This is a genomic window from Gardnerella sp. c10Ua_244 (genome assembly GCF_055818055.1).
In genome coordinates this window covers 351,297-370,919 of the sequence record NZ_JARFVS010000002.1, presented here as the reverse complement: position 1 = coordinate 370,919, position 19,623 = coordinate 351,297, and the positions used below count along the sequence as shown (strand labels likewise).

Sequence of the window (19,623 nt, the reverse complement as noted above, 5' to 3'; positions counted from 1 at the left end):
ATTAATCCGTAAATGCCAATATAGGAAGTAGACACACATGTTATTAGCAGTAGACATTGGTAATACGAATATTGTGCTGGGTTTTTTGGAAAATAACCGAATTGTTGGCACTTATCGTATGACAACAAAGTCTAATCATACATCAGACGAGTATGGCATTATGATTGCGCAATTTTTGCATTTAAGCGGATTTACAATAAATGATGTTGAAGATGTTATCGTTGCTTCTGTTGTGCCGAAAGTTATGCATTCATTCCGCGCTAGTATTATCAAATTTCTTCATATTGATCCTATGATTGTAGGCCCTGGTGTTAAAACCGGTATGAATATTCGTATTGATGAGCCAAGAACTCTTGGCGCGGATTGTTTAGCTGATTGCGTTGGTGCGTTTAGTGAGTATGGAGGATCTGTACTAGTTATTGATTTTGGTACGGCAACAACTTACAACTATATAGATAAAAGTGGTGCTATTACTTGCGGACTTATTTGCACAGGTATTCGTACTGCAGCTGCGGCACTTTGGGATAACACGGCTCAGCTTCCAGAAGTGGAAATAGCTAGACCGCAGTCTGTTCTTGCAAAATCTACTAAACTCGCAATGCAAGCTGGATTATATTACAGCTTCTTGGGTGGAATTGAGCGTACAATTGCACAGTTTAAAACTGAAATAGACGAGCCATTTAAGGTAGTTGCTACTGGTGGCTTGGGTAGGCTTTTTGAAAATGACGTGCAATCGATTGACTATTACGATCCGGATCTTATTTTCAAAGGTATGGCTGAAATTTATAAGCGCAACCTGCGGTAGTGCGACTTTGGTGCAATAGGTTGTTATATAAATTTGTTATATTATTCTTTCGGGTTTAGGCGTATAATGGTGGATGGTTGTGTGTAAAGATTGCGTTCGCCGGTGAACCGTCTTGGGTATGTATTTTTTTGCATACTGTTTATGCGCTGGCTGTGGATTCGTTCACATTTGAGAGGAAGTTTGATGATGAGTAGTAGGAAACATCGTATTCTTTCGACAATTGGTGCCGTTTCATGCGTAGTCTCTATGATTGTAAGTGTAACCGTATTGCCAGCGATGGCTTATGCCAACGTAACGAAGAATCCATTGTTTTCTGCTGTCTTGTCTGCTGTTGTTGAGAATAATAGGGGTCAAAATAAGTCGGGTGAAGGTGGAGCTAAAGGAGGATCTGGTAACAGTGCAGCTAATGGGGAAGCGGGTAAAAAAGAAGGAGCTAAAGGGGAGACTGCTAAAGGAGATAAAGGGGATAAAGGAGATAAGAAGGCTAAAGAGGTAGATAAAAAAGAAGGTAAGAGAAATGATGGGGCAGCTAATGGGGCAGCTGGTAATGAATCTAATGGGGGGGGGTTGTAGATAACAGCAATGCTGGCAAAGATGCCAGTAAAATTGCTGGAAAAGGTGCTGGCAAAGATGCCAGTAAAGATGCTGTAAAATCTGGTAAATCTGACAAAAATGCTGACAAAGCTTCTAAAAAAGATAGCAAAGACGCTAACAAAGCTAAGGGCAAAGATCGCAGCGCTGGTGATGGTGAGAAATTAAGCCTAGAAGAAGTTAAAAAGCTTCCTGCTTGCGTGGCTAATGCCATGGTAACTTCAGGTGAAACAATCGAGACTCTTTCAATCGAGCCTCCATCCGGAGCAGACAAGTGTGCCGTTAGTGCTGATCATCACGGTGATGAGTTTGGTGAAATTATAAATGGAATAAAAAAACTTTCTCCTACAGAAGGATCGCTTGGTTTTTACAGAGGCAGAGTATATGCGTACGGGCATTTGTCAAAGAATGGTGTGGGTCTTTTTTCAGGGAAAAATATTAGTAACATTGATAGCATAAACAATTTCGATATAAGTTATGTTACAGATATGTCCTATCTATTTAAGGATTCCTCATTAACTGATTTTAGTTTTTTGAGCGGTTGGGATGTGAGCAAGGTTACGAATATGCAAAGCATGTTTGAGGGGTGCACTGGTTTAGAAGATATTAGCGGTTTGGCTAATTGGAATGTTGGCAGTGTTGCGAACATGAAGAGCATGTTCGAGGGGTGCACGTTTTTAGATGATATTAGTGGTTTGAGCGGTTGGGCTAGGGAGGCTAGCAAGGATAGCGCGGCTAGAAATGTTAGCAATGTTACGGACATGAGCAACATGTTCGAGGGGTGCATGAGCTTGAAATCGCTTAAAGGGTTGGAAGATTGGGATGTGAGCAAGGTTAGAAGTATGTCTGGAATGTTCGCGTCTATTATTAAGAACCAAAATCAACATGATGCTTTGAATCCAGTAGACGGGTATGCAGGTGAGATGGCGATTGATTCGGTTAAACCTTTAAGTAAGTGGAATGTTAGCAATGTTATGAACATGAACAGAATGTTTGAGGGTTGCGCCAGCATAACAGATTTTACTGGTTTGGAAGGTTGGGATACGAAAAGCGTTGTGGCAATGATTGGTATGTTCGAATACTGCAAGGGTATTAGTTCGCTTGGATTTTTGAAAAAGTGGACTGTAAAGAACGTTGAATATATGATGGCAATGTTTGCGCTGTGCGACAAGATTAAAAATACTGAGGGCCTAGAAAATTGGAATGTTAGTAATGTTAAAAAAATGGATGACATGTTTGCAGGATGCTCTAGCCTCGATAGTATCAGTGGATTATCTAATTGGAATACAAGCGGTAAGAGCAGTACAAGCAAATTAACTAGCACGTATAGAATGTTCTATAACTGCAGTTTTCTTTCTGATCTTCAACCTTTGAGCGGTTGGAATGTTGGCAGTGTTACTGACATGCATGACATGTTTAACAATTGCGGCAGTCTTACTGGTCTTGAACCTTTGAGTGGTTGGGATGTTGGCAGTGTTAAGAACATGAACAGCATGTTCATCGGTTGTAATGGTTTAACTAGTCTTGAGTCTTTGAGTAAGTGGTTGAATGATAAGAGCAGTGTCACGGACATGAGTAGCATGTTCAGCGGTTGTAATAGCTTGAGTGACCTTAAAGGTCTAGAAAAGTGGAATGTTAGTAATGTTAAGAACATGAGCAGCATGTTCAGTGGTTGCGCTACGGATATCTACGGTTCCGGAGATGATCCTAATCCTATTGGTATAAAAGGATTGGCTGATATAAGTGCATTAAGTGATTGGAATGTTCGCAGTGTCACGGACATGAGTAGCATGTTCAGAGATTGTACTAACTTGAGTAACCTTAAAAGTCTAGAAAAGTGGAATGTTGGCAGTGTTAAGAACATGAGCGGCATGTTCAGCCATGAGATTAGCGGTTCTGATTTTGATAAGCTGACTGATATAAGTGGATTGAGTAAGTGGAATGTTAGCAATGTTGAGGACATGTCTAGCATGTTTGCATATTGCAAAAAACTTACTGGCGCTGCAGATTTAAGCAAGTGGAATATTTCAAAAGTTACGAATCTTAGTTCAATGTTTTCCAATGCAGGAGCAGAAAGCGGCGACAGTCTTATATTAGATTTCAGCGATAAGGCTTTTACAAAATCGGATACACCTGTATACACGGATGACGAAGGGAAGCAGCGTTACTTTTCTGTTGATAGTATGTTCAGTGGTTTTAAAGGCACGCTGATTGCGAATAACTTGCAGTCTAGTGGTTTTGAGAATAATCCTGAGGATGATCCTATCAAAAGTCATTTTGCTGATGGCGAAATATTCTCCCTCGATGAGAATGGTCACAGCAATAATATAGTCGTAACTAATAATATTACGATTTTAGATACAATTTCAAACGATGATGATCTTAAAAAGATTGCATACTACATTCCTGTTAAAGCCAAGCTAATGGAGCCTGGAGATATAAAAAATGACAATATGACATGTGATTGCAATAGAGATTCGGGTGGCACTACTTATACTTACTATGTTCCTGCACTGTATAATTCGAGTAATTTAGAGAAGAAACAGGATGAAAAATCGCAGGATTATGCGTACAGAATTGTAAAAAATAGTTTCGCTTCAAAGTTGCGGTACGCTATAGATTCTCAATCGGGCAAAGTTACTAGTACTGAGGAACCAGGTGGAGATGAACCTGGTGGAGAGGAATCAGGTGGTGAGGAACCTGATTCTGGCTCGCGTAGTGCAAAGTTGAAATCGCGTGTAGGGAAATCGCGATCCGCAAGAGAATCGCGATCTGTAAGTGATGGCAGTGATGAAGAAAGCGGAGAACCTGAAGGTACCGAGGAACAGGGCAGTACTTATAAGATTTGGTTTAAGAAGCCAGCCAGAACAGGAACTAACTGCGACTGGACAGAACTTAGCGAAGGTGCAGATGTTGCTGCGTCTGATAATCAAAAGTCGCCTTTAGTGTTCTTCACTACAATGTACTATTTGGAGACCTTTGTTCAGCCAGTGCCTTTGCCTCATACCGGCGGCCAGTCGGCTATTATGTTCACGTTCTTGTCTATTGGACTGTTCTCAATGTTCGCAGTTGCTGGGGCATTTGGTCGTCATGGATGGGTTGCGTCTGTGCTCTCTGGAACTGCTTTGACTGGGTTTGCGAAGGCTTTTGGCGGCGGCGCGCTCGATATTGCGTCTGGCTTTAAGCACTGCTTCGCGCATTCTGTTGTAAGTGGTTCTATGCTTAAACCTGCTGTAAGTGCAGCAACCGGCTTCTTTGCTCGGTTCCGAAGTGACGATTCCACCTTCGGCAAGCACACTAAACAGCGCTAAATCGCAGCGCACGCAAAACACAACCGAATTCCCAATGAACTACCACACAAATCTGTTCTGCCTTCGTCAATTGAGACTAAGGCAGACCTCGCTTGCGTTGAAAGCACACTGTGATTTCAACGCTTAGCAGCTCGCAGTGCTACTCGTTGAATACGTCTGAGTGTGTTCCCGTGCGAGAAAGCACAAGTACCACATCATCGTTATCTATGCGATATATAAGAAGCCAATTTGGTTTTACATGGCATTGCGGAATCCCAAATAGTTGCCTGTAAGTGCGTGGTCACAGTATCTTTCAGCAAGTTTCTCTTGCGACGCAATCATTCGCACGACGCTATCTAAGAGGCTTATATCGTATCCTCGTTTTTTGATTCGCTTAAGATCTCTTTTGAATGAATTTAATAATACGACTTTTAGACTCATTTTAGTGCGTCCTCCAATGCTTCGGTGACATTGTCGTAGCGCTTGTACTCTTCTGGATGTGCTTTCATGTAGTCGTATTCCTTAAACGCGGCGATTGTTTCTTTATTGTATTTTGGCTGTTTTAAGTCGAAGGGGAGTCCTTCTACCATAAGTGACTTGTGCAAGAACATGTTTATTGCTTCGCTAAGAGTTATGCCGAAGCTTGCGAATAATTCTTCTGCCTGCGCTTTAACATCCTTGGTGACGCGCACGTTGATGCTTGCGGTTTTCGCTGCGGTTTTTGCTGCTGCTGGGGTTGCTGTTGCTGTTGTAGTTGCGCTGATTGCCATAATATGCTCCTTGATTTTATACTTATAATTTTTGCTTCTATAAGCGCGTTAGTTTTCTTGACTCGTTAATTTTGTTTAATTTTGATTTGTTTTTTTAGCTCTTTTATATTCATATATCAACTTTTATTACATTCTATAATGTGTTGCACTGTTATACAATATTATATAAACGTTTTACACTGTATTACGATTGCATTACGTTTGTCGTGCATGTATACGTTTACTGTGCAAATTACATAAAATTCAAAGTTTTTGACGTCCGCGTTAAAAACTTTGTTGCTATTGCAGATTGCGTTCTGCGTGAGTAACGTATAATGCCAATTTTTAGTTACTAGCGCAGTATGCGTTCTGCGTTAGTGTCTGATTTTACCGGTCTTCGGGCACTGGTGCAGATTGAGCACTGCGCGAGTGTCTGTAATCAAAAAGCCTCCGCAGATATTGCTACTGCGAAGGCTTTTTGTATCGGTGCGCTTACGAATCAGATTACAAATCCAGGAAAAGCTGGTGGATTCGCGTATCGTTGTCAAGCTCCGGGTGGAAGGATGTGCCGATTTGCTTTCCTTGGCGCGCGGCGACAACATGACCTTCTACAGTTGCAAGAGCTTTGGCATTAGAGCCTACTTCTGCAATGTAAGGTGCGCGAATAAACGTCATCGGCACATTGCCTAGCTCACCAAACTCAGCTTTGCAATGGAAGCTTCCGAGCTGACGTCCGTAAGCATTGCGCTTAACTGTTACGTCTAAAGTGCCAAAACCGTTTACTTCGTCACCTTCCACGTTTTTCGCAAGCAAAATCAAACCTGCGCAAGTGCCAAGAACAGGCATTCCTCCTGCAATGCGCTCACGCAAAGGTTCGAGCATATTTTGCTCACGAAGAAGCTTAGCTTGCACAGTGCTTTCGCCGCCCGGAAGTACTAAGCGGTCAAAAGACTGCTCCAAGTCGCGCGCTTGACGTAGTTCAATAACGTGTGCGCCTAATTTTTCAAGCATTAAGCGATGTTCAAGAAAAGCACCTTGAACAGCTAAAACTGCTACAGTATGAGCGGAGTTATCAGTATTGGTAGGTGAGTTTGACAAAATTACTCGCCTCGCTCAGCCATTAAAAGCTTGATTTCCTGCTCGTTAATGCCAACCATAGCTTCGCCCAAGTTTTCGGAAAGCTTAGCAATCATCTTGGCGTCCTTGTAATTAGTTACAGCTTTAACGATTGCTGCAGCACGCTTTGCTGGGTCTCCAGACTTAAAGATACCGGAGCCAACGAATACGCCTTCGGCACCAAGCTGCATCATTAAAGCAGCGTCGGCTGGGGTAGCAACGCCGCCGGCTGCGAAGTTAACAACAGGGAGCTTGCCGTTTTGTGCAACGTATTTTACGAGTTCGAAAGGCACGCGCAAATTTTTGGCTTCTTCAAAAAGCTCATCCTCGCGCATGCTTGTAAGCTTACGAATTGCGGAATTCATCATGCGCATGTGACGCACAGCTTGAATCACGTCTCCAGTTCCTGGCTCGCCCTTAGTGCGAATCATGGAAGCGCCTTCGTTGATTCTGCGCAAAGCTTCACCCAAATCCTTAGCGCCGCAAACGAAAGGCACAGCAAAATCGCGCTTATTGATGTGATACACGTCGTCGGCTGGAGAAAGCACTTCGCTTTCGTCGATGTAGTCGATCTCGATAGCCTCAAGCACTTGTGCTTCAACAAAGTGACCGATACGGCATTTTGCCATAACAGGAATAGACACAGCCTCTTGAATGCCGTGGATCATAGCCGGGTCGCTCATACGAGAAACGCCGCCTGCTGCACGAATATCGGCAGGAATACGCTCCAAAGCCATAACTGCGCATGCGCCAGAATCTTCAGCAATTCGCGCCTGCTCTGGGGTGGTGACGTCCATAATTACGCCACCCTTAAGCATTTGCGCCAATTGGCGGTTCAATGCTGTACGGTCTTCGCCGCTTTTATTTTGCGGATCCGAGGATTCGTTCACAGTTACCGTAGTATTCAAGTTCTCAGCCATCATTCCTCGCTTTAGTTTTAACATATGAGATACGTGTATGCATCTTAATATTTCGTGAATTTGCGCGCTTCTACGCTGTAATCTTATGTCGATTATTGCGTACGTTTGCAAGTTTACGTTCTGTTGGAATTTAACCACATTCGTAGGATATATCTCATATGTATTGGTATAAAAATATTACAAAAATATACAAAATATGATTTGATTTTTTGGACGCGCCATAGGTGAGACTGGCTTGTCAATCGACTACGATTAGTAATGCAGTCGACTTGTATTTGGGTTTATGTGGTATGCAAATAGTTATGTTTGCAAATGTGCATTTCCAATAAAGCGGCGAGCTATAAGACAAAAATAAATAAAGAATAAATAAAGAATAAATAAAGAATAAATAAAGAATAAATAAAGAATAAATAAAGAATAAATAAAAAATAAATAATAACAAATAAATAATGTTTATATGCCATTAAGAAAGGTTTATGGTATGTCTAACAGCAAACCTGAGGAAAGCGTGCACGAAGAAAACGGCGCGACTGAAAAATTCTCCGGTAAAACTAACGATGAAGCTAACAAAAGCACTTCTTTCGCTGCGAGCACTGACTCTTCGCTGAATGAAGCTGAAAAATATGCTTATTCAGGCTCGAAACGCAAAATGGGCAAGATATGGCTATTTAGCTTAGCTATTGTTTTGGTAGTGGTGTTTAGTGCAATTTTTGCAACTCTTACTACATCTAATAAACCAAATAAATCAAATTCAGTATCGGAAATTTCGAACAAAACTGTATCTATAGGTCTAAAGTTAGCTCCTACGAATCTTGATATCCGTAACCAATCAGGTTCATCGCTTGACCAGTTGCTTATTGGTAACGTGTATGAAGGCTTAGTTGCTCGCAATGATATTAATCAGGTAGTTCCTTCGTTAGCTCAAAGCTGGGAAATAAGTAAAGATGGTTTGCGTTACACATTCCACATGCGTAAGGGCGCTGTATTTTCTAATGGCGATAGACTTACTGCGCATGATGCGGAATGGTCGTTTAACGAGCTTATTGCTAAAAAATATCGCGGCTCTAACATGGTTGGAAAAGTTGAGTCTGCTAAAGCAAAAGATGATTACACGTTTGAAATCACTCTTAAAGAGCCAAATGCTAAGCTTTTGTGGGCACTTTGCAGTCGTTCAGGTTTAGTTTTTGATAAAAACGCAAAGTATGATGCAAAAACTCAAGCAGTCGGTTCTGGACCGTATCTAATTGACAAATTTGTGCCAAATGATCGTGTTGTTTTAAAAGCAAATCCGCGTTATAAAGGTATTCATCGTGCGCAAACTAATAAGATAGTAGTTCGCTACTTTGTTGACGATAACGCAGCAGTTGACGCACTTTCTTCCGGCTCTGTGCAAGCGTTGGCTCCTATTTCTGGTCAACTTGCTAAGCCTTTTAAAGATGATTCCAAGCGTTACGATGTAAGTGCAGGTAATGGCACAGATAAATTTGTTCTAGCGATGAATATGAAAGGCGAACGTACTAAAGATAAGCGCGTGCGCAAAGCTATTCGTTACGCGATTGATCACAAGCAAATTATTGCATCTCGTGGCGGAACGGATTTAGCTCTTGGCGGTCCAATTCCTTCTCTTGACCCTGGTTATGAGGATTTAACTAAGCTGTATCCACATGATTTGCATCGCGCTAAGGCGTTAATGAAGGAAGTCGGATTTGACGAATCACATCCTATGGATTTGACGCTTACTTATCCGAATATTTACGGCACGCAAATTGGCGATCAGCTGCGCTCGCAATTGAAGCCTATTGGAATCAATTTGAAAGTTAATATTGTTGAGTTTACTACTTGGCTTCAGGATGTTTATAAGAATAAGCAGTATGATTTGTCGATGGTTGATCACAATGAGAGTCACGATTTTGGGCAGTGGGCGGATCCTACGTATTACTACGGATACGACAATAAGCAAGTCCAGGATTTGTATGCTAAAGCTATGCTTTGTGCGGATCCTAAAGAGTCAAACAAATTGCTTGCTCAAGCTGCGCGAATTATTAGCGAGGATGCTCCTGCTGATTGGCTGTTCAACTATCGCGTTGTAACTGCGAAAGTGAAGAATCTTGAAGGAATGCCTTTTGACATGAATCAAGAGATTTTGCCGCTATACAACCTGCGACTTAGTTGATTTTTATTTGCTAGTCGCCATCTAGTTTCTAATGTAGAAATGAAACTGCGCGCGTGTCCGAAAACCACTAATCAGAGACACTCGCGCAGTATGTAATCTGCGTGAGTGTCCCAAAATGGGCAAAATAAGACACTCGCGCAGCGCGCAAACTGCACTAGTGTCCGAATTTGTGTATTTGTGGTGTGTTTCGACTAGAAGAACATAGAAAGTAGGCATTTTATGTTTCGTATGATTTGCTACAGAGTATTGCTGTTTCTTCTTGCTTTACTTGGCATTTCTGTAGTTATTTTCATATCGTTACGTGTACTTCCAGGCGATGTTGCGCAAGTTATGGCCGGCTTAAACGCTCCTCGCGGAAAAGTAGAGGAGCTTAGAGCAGAACTTGGTATTAATAAACCACTTTTTACGCAGTATGTTGACTGGATCTGTGGTGTTTTCCGCGGTGACTTTGGTGTGTCTATGTTGACTGGTCGTTCTGTAAGTTCAACTATTGCGATGCGTGCTTCTATTACTTTTCCGCTGATTCTTTTGGGTCTGTTTATTGCTTTAGTAGTTGGTATTTCACTTGGATGTTTGCAAATTACTCATGAAGGCAAACTTCCACAGGCAATTATGCGCTTTTTGGCTATTACAGCAGGCTCTGTTCCAGCATTATGGGGTTGCATGCTACTTATTTTGCTATTAGGACGCGGTATTGGCGTGTTCAGTTTGTTGCCAACTCAAGGTTTCCCTACAGATGGCTGGAGCGAATTTCCTGAAGCTTTTGCGTCTCTTCTTATTCCGGCTCTTACAGTCGGACTTATTGTTGGCTCTAGTTTTATGCGTTACACTGCTGCAACTGTTGAAAATATTGTTAAAAGTGAAGTAGCTTCTCAAGCTATGGCTTGCGGAATGACTCGCAAACAAGTTGTGTGGCGTGTTGGTTTGCGGCTTGCTCTTCCTCAACTCGTATCTGTTATTGGTTTAACTTTCGCTCATATGGTTATGGGTGTGATGGTTATTGAAAACCTGTTTTCCTTACCTGGTATTGGTACGGGAATGGTTCGAGATGTTGGTTTGCGCGATCTAATTGCAGTGCAAGGTGAGCTTTTTATGCTTGCTGCATTGTTCTTACTAATCGGCTTTGTAGTTGACATTACGCACCGACTACTTGACCCTAGGTTATCTAAAGATAGTTTGAATTAATTTCCTATTGTTGAATCTAACATGCGAATAAGGTGAGTTTTTATGTGCAATATGTTTAAAAAAAGTATCAAAGTAAAATCTACTTTATGTAAGCGCGTATGGAATGCTACTTTCGGTAAATTTGTGTGTTTAACGTTTGCAATATGGTTTTTTGTTGCTTTGCTTTCGCTTTTATGGACTCCGTACTCACTTTTAGAAACTAACGGTTTTAAAGTATGGCAGAAGCCGTCTTTTTCGCATTGGCTTGGTACGGACGGCACTGGTTCGGATATGCTTAGTTGGCTTATGGCAGGTTCAAGAATTGAGCTGATTCTCGTTTTTTCTACTGTTCTAGTTGCTGCTTGTGTTGGGTTTATTGTTTTGAGCTTTATGATTTCTAGTTCACAAATTGTTCGCACAATAAGTATTATGTCTGTTGACGCATTGATTTCTATTCCAACTGTTTTAATTGCGCTTATGCTTGCAGTTCCGTTTGGAGCTAGTGTTGTTGTGATTGTTATTGCTTGTGGAACTGGCTATGGCTTGAATTTAGCACGTATTGTACGGCCGAGTGCGCAGCTTGCGTTGCAATCTGATTATGTGACTTCAGCTGTTTTGCAAGGTTCATCGCGTAAATATGTTCTTATTCATCATGTTTTACCAAATATTATTCCTGTTGCATTTGTTGAGCTTTCTCTTTCTGCAGGAACTGTTATTTTGGCTGAAAGTGGCTTAACATACTTGGGTATTGGAGTTCCTGCTGGAGTTCCTAGCTGGGGGCGCGTGTTGGCTACTTCTGTTTCGTTAATTCACGTAAATCCTTTATCGGTTGTCTGGCCAGGTTTGATTGTGACTGTAGTTGTTGTTGCTCTTAATCTTTTTGGTGACGTATTGCGCAAAGTTTTAGATCCTTCATCAAAAAGTGCGAATAAAGTAGGGGAAAAATGAGCTTAAATATTCAAAATCTCACGCTAAAACTTGGCGGAAAACTAATTCTTGACAACGTATCAATTGAGATTTCTGACGGTGAGCGTGTTGGCTTAGTTGGTTCTTCTGGCTCTGGCAAATCTATGCTAATTCGAGCTATAACTGGATTATTGCCGTCAAATGCTGAAATTTCAGGCTCTTGTATGCTTGGCAATCTTCAAACAGTGAAAGCAAAAGATGAAAATTTAGCTTCTATTCGTGGAAAATACGTTGGTGTAGTATTTCAGCAAGCTAATAGAGCGCTTAATCCAATGTTAAGCGTTGAAAAACAAATTTCTTTGCCTTTGCGAATACATTACAATCTAGATGATGACGATATTCACAATCGAGTATGCATGATGCTTGAAAAAGTAGGGTTGTCGAAAAATCTCGCATCTCAACGCACGTTTGAGCTTTCTGGAGGTCAACAGCAGCGAGTTGGTATTGCTACAGCTTTGATTACCTCTCCGCGTTTGATTTTGGCTGATGAGCCTACTACTGCGCTTGACTCGGTTACACAAAGTGAAGTTGTGCGAATGCTTGCTTCACTTGTAGATGATATGGGCGCTTCAATGCTTTTTGTAACGCACGATTTTTCTGTGCTTTCGCATGCTGCTAATCGTTGCTATGTGCTTGATTCTGGGCGTGTGGTCGATAGTGAAAATGTTAAGAATTTGCTTGATAATCCGCGTATTTCTTCTACTAAACAATTAGTGAGTGCTGCTAAAAAGTTGACTTTTAGAGCGCAAAATTTGGGTTCTAAAAATTTAGATTCTGCAAAAGTGGGTTCTGCAAATACTGGTTCTGCAAACGTTGATTCTGAAAACGCTGATTTTAAGAAATTTAATTCCCATATTGGCAACAGTGAAGAAAATTCGCTTATAAATGCAAAAAATATTCACGTTACTTTAGGTCGAGCAAAAACTCGTGCTGAAGTGTTAAGCGGTGTAGATTTAAATCTTAATATTGGCGAATCTTTGGCGATTATTGGCGGATCTGGTTCCGGCAAAACAACTCTTATACGCGCTATGTTGGGGCTTGAAACTCTTTGCGAAGGTAACGTTACTTATTGCGGTGAAATCGTAAATAATGCAAATTTATTAGAAGTAAATAAAAATGCTTGTACGCTTATGAGACGCGAATCGTCGCTTGTATTTCAGCATCCGTTTGCTGCATTGGATCCACACTGGACAGTTCAAAAAAGTGTTGCTGAGCCTCTTAGAATATGGCGAAAATCGCTTAAATTAGACGATGCAACTATTGAGCAGCGTGTTTGCGAAATGTTGAAATTAGTAGGCTTAAAGCCTGAAGATTTTTTGGAACGTCACCCTCACGAGCTTTCTGGTGGTCAAGCGCAATGTGTTTGTATTGCTCGCGCATTAATCAATAATCCTCGAGTTTTGCTTGCTGATGAGCCTATGAGTGCAATTGACGTTGCTGAAAGAACTCGCATTTTAGACGCTTTTGCGTCCATTCGCTCCGAGCGTAAAAGCATGTCATGCATATTTGTAAGTCATGATTTGGGTATGATTCGGCATTTAGCAACGCGAGTTATTGTTCTTAATGAAGGAAAAGTTGTGGAATGTGGCAGTGTAAATGATGTGCTCAATAATCCACAAAATGACTATACTCGTGCTCTTGTAAACGCAGCAATCATGTAAATAAATCTTTCAACTAATAAATCTTTCAACTAATTAGGCAACTACCGTCTACTATAGAAGTACTTAGTACGTAAAGAGTACGTTGTTTATTGTGTAGTTAAGCGAAGGGAATACTTATGAATAAGCAGGATGCGTCTAGACCTAGACCAGAAAGTTTTGAACTAGATCATACTAAAGTAAAAGCACCTTATGTGCGCTATATCAATACGCAAAAAGGTCCTAATGGGGATGTTATTTCCAACTATGATATTCGTTTAACGCAGCCTAATGAGGAAGCGATTCCTACTGCAGCTTTGCACACAATTGAGCATATGATTGCAGTGTTACTTCGCGAGCGTATTGATGGCTATATTGATTGCTCACCTTTTGGTTGCAGAACTGGTTTTCATCTGCTAACTTGGGGTGAACATAGCACAGAAGATGTGGCGCGCGCTTTAAAGGAATCTCTTGAGTTTATTGCGTTTAATGCCACCTGGGATGATGTTCCTGCAACAACTATTGAATCTTGCGGCAACTATAGAGACCACAGTTTATTTGGTGCTAGTCAATGGTGTAAAGATATTCTAGCGAAGGGAATTAGTTCGGATCCTTTTGAGCGCAAACTTGTGTAAGTAATAATTAGCTAATTTTGCGTAGTTTTATTTGCTTTCTTTTTAGAGGTTGACATGGAAGATATAACATTGAGAAAAGCAACTCTTGGTGACTTGCGAAATATTGAGCATATTTATGAAAATGCTCGCAAATTTATGCGTGTTACAGGCAATCCTCATCAGTGGGGGAATAGTTTTCCACTTGTTTCAAGTGTTATTGAGGATATTCGTTTAAAACGTTTCTATTTGATTGTTGACGAGGACCCAGAATCATGTAACGAGCGTATTCTAGCGCAATTCGCATTATGCGAAGGTGTTGATGAAGTGTATGCCAGTATTGACGGTGCGTGGCTTGATGATATTTCCCCCTATGTAACAATTCACCGCTTAGCATCTTCGGGAATAAAACCAAAAATGGCAACAGCGTGCTTGCATTGGGTGCAGCAAAACTATAATAATGTACGCATTGACACGCATCCAGATAACGTAATTATGCAAAAAGTAATTACGCGTGCAGGGTTTAGTCGTTGTGGGTTGGTTGTTATTCCAGATCGCGCACACAGTGCAGTACGTATTGCATACCAATGGTTGCAAACGCTTAATCATGTCATATGAATGCGCATGTGTTCTTAAAAAGCTTATAGAGAGTATGCAAAAGAGCATGTAGCATTAAAAGCATACTAAATCGGTTAGGTGAGTTATGAGTACAGATTTAAGTAATGCGGTAAGTAATAGTGCAAGTAATGCGGCAATGTTAGAAGCAAACTATGCTCGCGCGTTAAGCGTATACCCCGGGCAGGTAATTGTTGATTTGAAGGCGCTTCGAGACAATATGCGCACTTTGGTTGCGCGCGTTTTGCAAGATTTGCAGCCTGGTCAGAATGCGCCGGAAGTTATGGGAGTCGTAAAAGCAGATGGATACGGTCACGGGCTTATTCCTAGTGCGCTCGCGGCTTTAGCTGGAGGTGCTACTTGGCTTGGCACAGCTCAACCGTACGAGGCGTTACGTTTGCGTGCAGCTGGTATTGATTCTAGCCGTTGTCATATTCTCACTTGGCTTACTAGTGCTCCAACTACGAGATTTGCAGATTTGATTACAGCAGATATCGATATTTCTGTAGGCTCTATTGACTCTCTTGATGCTGTAGCTTTTGCTGCACGTAATTTAGCAAAGTCTGCTCGCGTGCACGTAAAAGTCGATACTGGTTTTGGACGAAACGGTTTTACGCCAGAAGGTTTTAGTGCCGCTTTAGCAAAGTTAAAGCAGTATGCGAGCGAAGGTGTAATTGAGGTTATTGGTCAATGGAGTCACTTAGCTGTGGCAGATTCGCCGGACGTTCCAGAATTTGTAGATGCAACCGACCGGCAAATCCAACAATTCCACGAGTTTACAAATCGCATGAGTGAAGCTGGTTTAGCACCTAAAATCCGCCATTTAGCGAATACTGCTGCAACGCTTAATCGTCCTGAAATTCATTTTGAACTTGTTCGTCCAGGAATTGGTTTGTACGGATACGAGCCGGATCCTGCAATGGGGGATTCGCAAACTTATGGATTGCAACCAGCTATGACGCTTCAAGCGCAACTTGGCACTGTAAAAGCTGTAGAAGAAGGGCATGGAATTTCCTACGGGCGTACGTATTTAACTCCAAATAATACGAGTACTGCTATCGTGCCGCTTGGCTACGCTGACGGAATTTTGCGTTCTGCCTCTGGATTTGATATGCAAGGTGCTCGTCATATTGATAAGCCGGGCGGACCAGTTAGAGTAGAAACCAATAAAGGTGCGCGAATTTTGAACGTTTCTGGGCGAGTTTGTATGGATCAGTTCATAGTCGATTTAAAAGGAGATGCTTCAGAGTTAGGCGTTCGAGAAGGCGATACTGTAACGCTTTTTGGACCTGGAAGAGGCGTGGAATTTGCTGAGCCTACTGCAGACGATTGGGCAGAAGCTGCAGGAACAATCAGCTACGAAATCATGACTGGAATTGGGCCTCGCGTGCCGCGGCTTTACCGCAACGCTTATGAAGTGCTATCTTCTAGCGATATTGCAAAACTGGACGCAAAAAGTCTTATATAGTTTGTTGCTGCTTGTTTTAGAAGGTTAAAATAGCCTTAATTGCAAATAAAAGAGGTGCTGTATGTGCGACGAAGTAATTGCATCGGATAATGAGATCGTTGGCGAATACGATTTGCATGATACTGAGCGCTGGGCGAGTGAGCCTCATCACACTCGTGTGAGAACGCCTTTTGAACGAGATCGCGCGCGAATCATACACTCGTCTGCTCTTCGTCGATTGGGTGCAAAAAGCCAGGTTTTAGTTGCAGGCTCGGATGATTTTGCTCGCACTCGCTTGACACATACTTTGGAAGTTGCGCAAATTGGTAGGCAAATTGCAGCAATGCTTGGATGCGATCCGGATGTTGTTGATTGCGCTTGTTTATCGCACGACTTAGGGCACCCACCATTTGGCCATAACGGGGAACGCGCGCTCGCAGAATTAGCGAAAAATATTGGTGGATTTGAAGGAAACGCACAAACTCTTCGCTTACTTACGCGCTTGGAACCGAAAGTTTTTCGTGAAAACGGCAGTAGTGCAGGAGTAAATCTTACGCGCGCAGCATTAGATGCTGCAGTGAAGTATCCGTGGGGATTAGAAGAAGCAAAAGCACACGATAAAGGCGAGCGTGATTTGAAATTCTGCGTATATCCGGATGATCGAGATGTGTTTGAATGGCTGAAAATTGGTGCTCCATGCGAAGCAAAACCAATGGAATGTCAAATAATGGATCTTTCAGACGACATTGCTTACAGTGTGCATGATATTGAGGATGCGATTGTAACCGGCGCTTTTAATCCGGCTTTAGTTGCAGATTCAAAAGTTGTAGATGAAGTTATTGAAGAAACCCACGCATGGTATGGTGAGCGTTGGGATGTAGATAAACTTTTGGATGCTTTGAAACGTTTGCGCTCGCTTCACATGTTTCCTAATTCTTTCGACGGTTCTCGTCGAGCGCTAGCGCAGCTGAAAAATATTACTAGTGCTCTTATTGGTCGTTTTGCAAGCTCTGTTGAGCACGCTACGCGTGAGCGTTATGGCAACGGTCCGCTTGTTCGCTACCGAGCAAACCTTGTGATTCCGGAAAATACTTCCTACGAAATTGTGATGCTGAAAAGCTTAGCTGTGCACTTTATAATCGCCCCTCGAGAGCGTGAAGTTTATAAGCGCGAACAGAAAATTTTGACAGATTTAGTAGAAGTATTTATGAGCAAGTCGCCGCGCTCGCACGATGCAATGGAGGAAGTATTCGTGGGAGATTGGAACGAGTGCACTAACGATGATGAGCGTCTTCGTGTTGCAATCGACCAAGTAGCAAGTCTTACAGACGGTTCTGCTACAACTCTTCACGCGGCTTTGTGCTAACGAATCCACTAGGAGTTTCCAGCACTGGCGAAGAAATTTACCACTCGCCGCAGATTTGCGATAAGCTAGATAGCATGGTTGGAATGATTGTGAAAGAAGACATTGAGCGCGTGCGCGCTGCGGCAGATTTGTATGACATTGTGTCTGCAACAGTGACGCTTAAGCCTTCCGGAACTGGCACTTTTGTAGGTCTTTGCCCATTCCACGATGAAAAAACGCCAAGTTTTAGTGTGCGACCAAGCTTGGGAGTATGGCACTGTTTCGGTTGCGGCGCTGGCGGCGATGTATTTAAGTACGTTGAGCAAAAAGAGAATATTGATTTTCGTGAAGCGGTCGAGTTTTTAGCAGATCGTTATCACATTGAGATGCATTATAAGCAGGAGCAAAATAATGATTCTCAAGCGCGCGGTTCTAAACGAGCCAGGCTTTTAGAAGCAAATGAAGAAGCGCAAAAGTTTTTCGTTTCAAATCTCGGCACTAAAGAGGCAGCTCCTGCGCGCGAATTACTTGCAGGGCGAAACTTTACTCCGCAACAAAGTGCGCGTTTTTCTTGTGGTTACGCGCCTAAAGGCTGGGATAATTTAGTTAGATATTTGGCAAATAAAGGTTTTACGCGTCAAGAACTTCTTGATGCTGGTCTCGCTAGACTCGGTCAGCGCGGAATATATGACTATTTCCGCGGTCGCTTAACTTGGCCTATTCGCGACTCGACTGGTCGAACTCTTGGCTTTGGTGCAAGAAAGCTTTATGACGACGACTCCATTAGCGCAAAATATATTAACACTCCCGATACTGCACTGTATCGAAAAACGCAAGTTTTGTACGGAATTGACTTAGCTAAAGCAAATATTGTAAAAAAGCGTCAAGTTGTAATTGTCGAAGGCTACACGGACGTTATGGCATGCCATTTAGCTGGTATTGATACTGCAGTTGCAACTTGCGGAACTGCGTTTGGCGTTGAGCATGCAAAAATTGTGCGCCGCCTTATTGCAGACGATTCTTTGGGTGCAATTCAGCTTGTTGGTCCGCTGAAGGTAGATGGACAGTCTGTAAGTTCGCGCATCGTTTTTACTTTCGACGGTGATGCTGCAGGTCAAAAGGCTGCGCTACACGCTTTTGGTTTGGATTCTGCGTTTTTGACGCAAACTTTTGTTGCTGTAGCAGACAATAATCTCGATCCTTGCGATTTGCGTATTCAGCGCGGTGACGACGCTGTGCGTTCGCTTGTTGCACATGCAAGTCCGCTATACGATTTCGTTATTGACACAGTAATTAATCGTTTTGAGACTTCGTACACTACTGGTCAAATGGGCGCTATAAAGGCTGTCGCTCCTCTTATTGCGCAAATTCGAGACCGTTCGCTGCTTGACTTGTATATGCGCAAAGCCGTGCGCTCAATTGGCGTTGATTTAGCTGTTATGCGCAATGAAGTTGAGTCTGCGCGTAGACGTTTGAAAGTGCGTGACGACGATGCTTATGCGCAAAAGCATAACGTTATTCCGCCTTTTGGTCAGCAAATTCATGACGATCGTAATGCAGGTTTTAAAGCTTCTCGCATGGGAATTATTAAAAGTTCTGCTAAAAATCAGCATTATTATCGTGTGGATGATGCTGTATTTATGTGCGAACAACAATTTATGGCGTTACTTTTGCAAGTTCCGCTTGCTTTTGATGAAAAATTATTTGCGCAATTGACTTTGAATAATTTTATTACACCAGTATTTCGTACGCTGTTTCAGGCATTTGTAGCTGCAGGTGGATTGCCAGTTGGCAATGTTTCGCAAGGATTGTGGCTGCACATGATGACAAAAGCTGCAGGTCCTTTGCTTGAATCCGTTATTACAGAACTTTCTGTAATGCCGTTGCCGCTTCCTTCTCCTGCGGATACATTGGAAGATACCGGCAATCGACAGAATCAGCAAGTTACAAACGGATCTCCTTCAGATTTTTTGCGAAAAGCTACGAGTGCAGAAAGTAAGTATGCAAACGAGCTGCTTATTCGCCTTCTTGATATTGGCTATATGCGTAGGATCGGTGCTGCTAGAGCGCGTATGGCGAAACTCAAGGATGGTCAGGAAAAGCTTGAGCTTCTAGGAAAAATTACTTCAATGGAAGCTGCTCGCAAAAACTTACAATCGCAAATTCTATAAGATGTATCAATTACTTGTTTTGT

General features: G+C 42.3%; 16 protein-coding genes and 1 pseudogene. 12 read left to right on the top strand and 5 right to left on the bottom strand.

All coding sequences use genetic code 11. The features are described from left to right. Positions 1-37: 37 nt before the first annotated feature. Complete coding sequence (locus tag P0108_RS04805) at positions 38-805, top strand: type III pantothenate kinase (protein ID WP_012914375.1); 768 nt, start codon at positions 38-40, stop codon at positions 803-805. Between the two features lie 183 nt (positions 806-988). Then, positions 989-1,378 carry a hypothetical protein gene (locus P0108_RS04800; protein WP_473730809.1) on the top strand — a complete coding sequence of 130 codons (390 nt, stop codon included), beginning with the start codon at positions 989-991 and terminating at the stop codon, positions 1,376-1,378. On the opposite strand, the gene P0108_RS04795 is transcribed toward P0108_RS04800, so the two are convergent. Continuing rightward, the gene (locus P0108_RS04795) at positions 1,359-1,610 is read right to left on the bottom strand and encodes a hypothetical protein (RefSeq protein ID WP_410310331.1); all 252 of its coding nucleotides are present in this window, start codon (positions 1,608-1,610) and stop codon (positions 1,359-1,361) included. The two genes, P0108_RS04800 and P0108_RS04795, sit on opposite strands and share 20 nt — an antisense overlap. Here P0108_RS04795 and P0108_RS04790 point away from each other — a divergent pair. After that, entirely contained in the window at positions 1,609-4,707 is a 3,099-nt protein-coding gene (locus P0108_RS04790; RefSeq protein WP_473730808.1) for a BspA family leucine-rich repeat surface protein, read from the top strand. The two genes, P0108_RS04795 and P0108_RS04790, sit on opposite strands and share 2 nt — an antisense overlap. A gap of 139 nt (positions 4,708-4,846) precedes the next feature. Here P0108_RS04790 and P0108_RS04785 read toward each other — a convergent pair. The 4 genes and pseudogenes from P0108_RS04785 to pdxS all read right to left on the bottom strand — a co-directional run bounded on the left by P0108_RS04785 (position 4,847) and on the right by pdxS (position 7,471). Beyond that, a pseudogene (locus tag P0108_RS04785) lies at positions 4,847-5,127 on the bottom strand (type II toxin-antitoxin system YafQ family toxin). Beyond that, a complete protein-coding gene (locus P0108_RS04780; protein ID WP_116440493.1) occupies positions 5,124-5,456 on the bottom strand; it encodes a type II toxin-antitoxin system RelB/DinJ family antitoxin in 333 nt (110 codons plus the stop codon). Before P0108_RS04780 ends, P0108_RS04785 begins: the two are co-directional and overlap by 4 nt. 483 nt (positions 5,457-5,939) lie before the next feature. Further along, positions 5,940-6,533 carry a pyridoxal 5'-phosphate synthase glutaminase subunit PdxT gene (gene pdxT, locus P0108_RS04775; RefSeq protein WP_473730807.1) on the bottom strand — a complete coding sequence of 198 codons (594 nt, stop codon included), beginning with the start codon at positions 6,531-6,533 and terminating at the stop codon, positions 5,940-5,942. A gap of 2 nt (positions 6,534-6,535) precedes the next feature. Beyond that, on the bottom strand, positions 6,536-7,471 hold the full coding sequence (gene pdxS, locus P0108_RS04770) for a pyridoxal 5'-phosphate synthase lyase subunit PdxS (RefSeq protein WP_076002965.1): 936 nt from the start codon (positions 7,469-7,471) through the stop codon (positions 6,536-6,538). A gap of 481 nt (positions 7,472-7,952) precedes the next feature. On the opposite strand from pdxS, the gene P0108_RS04765 reads away from it, so the two are divergent. The 9 genes from P0108_RS04765 (at position 7,953) to dnaG (ending at position 19,600) form a co-directional block, all read left to right on the top strand. Further along, a complete protein-coding gene (locus P0108_RS04765) occupies positions 7,953-9,644 on the top strand; it encodes an ABC transporter substrate-binding protein (RefSeq protein WP_033888460.1) in 1,692 nt (563 codons plus the stop codon). 219 nt (positions 9,645-9,863) lie between these two features. Then, positions 9,864-10,829 (top strand): ABC transporter permease, encoded by a 966-nt coding sequence (locus P0108_RS04760; protein ID WP_076002963.1) that lies wholly within the window; start codon positions 9,864-9,866, stop codon positions 10,827-10,829. Between the two features lie 42 nt (positions 10,830-10,871). Continuing rightward, complete coding sequence (locus P0108_RS04755) at positions 10,872-11,756, top strand: ABC transporter permease (RefSeq protein ID WP_288231147.1); 885 nt, start codon at positions 10,872-10,874, stop codon at positions 11,754-11,756. Beyond that, positions 11,753-13,435, top strand: a complete 1,683-nt coding sequence (locus tag P0108_RS04750; RefSeq protein WP_116440489.1) for an ABC transporter ATP-binding protein — start codon at positions 11,753-11,755, stop codon at positions 13,433-13,435. Before P0108_RS04755 ends, P0108_RS04750 begins: the two co-directional genes overlap by 4 nt. A 116-nt stretch (positions 13,436-13,551) precedes the next feature. Further along, complete coding sequence (locus P0108_RS04745) at positions 13,552-14,046, top strand: S-ribosylhomocysteine lyase (RefSeq protein WP_004118906.1); 495 nt, start codon at positions 13,552-13,554, stop codon at positions 14,044-14,046. A 54-nt stretch (positions 14,047-14,100) separates the two neighbouring features. Further along, on the top strand, positions 14,101-14,640 hold the full coding sequence (locus tag P0108_RS04740; RefSeq protein WP_103013833.1) for a GNAT family N-acetyltransferase: 540 nt from the start codon (positions 14,101-14,103) through the stop codon (positions 14,638-14,640). 85 nt (positions 14,641-14,725) lie between these two features. Continuing rightward, positions 14,726-16,105: an alanine racemase gene (alr, locus tag P0108_RS04735; RefSeq protein WP_103013834.1), complete on the top strand. Its 1,380-nt coding sequence runs from the start codon at positions 14,726-14,728 to the stop codon at positions 16,103-16,105. 61 nt (positions 16,106-16,166) lie between these two features. Further along, a complete protein-coding gene (locus P0108_RS04730; protein ID WP_102155718.1) occupies positions 16,167-17,450 on the top strand; it encodes a deoxyguanosinetriphosphate triphosphohydrolase in 1,284 nt (427 codons plus the stop codon). After that, positions 17,444-19,600 carry a DNA primase gene (dnaG, locus tag P0108_RS04725; protein ID WP_369827455.1) on the top strand — a complete coding sequence of 719 codons (2,157 nt, stop codon included), beginning with the start codon at positions 17,444-17,446 and terminating at the stop codon, positions 19,598-19,600. The genes P0108_RS04730 and dnaG overlap by 7 nt, the downstream gene beginning before the upstream one ends. The last annotated feature ends 23 nt before the right edge of the window (positions 19,601-19,623 follow it).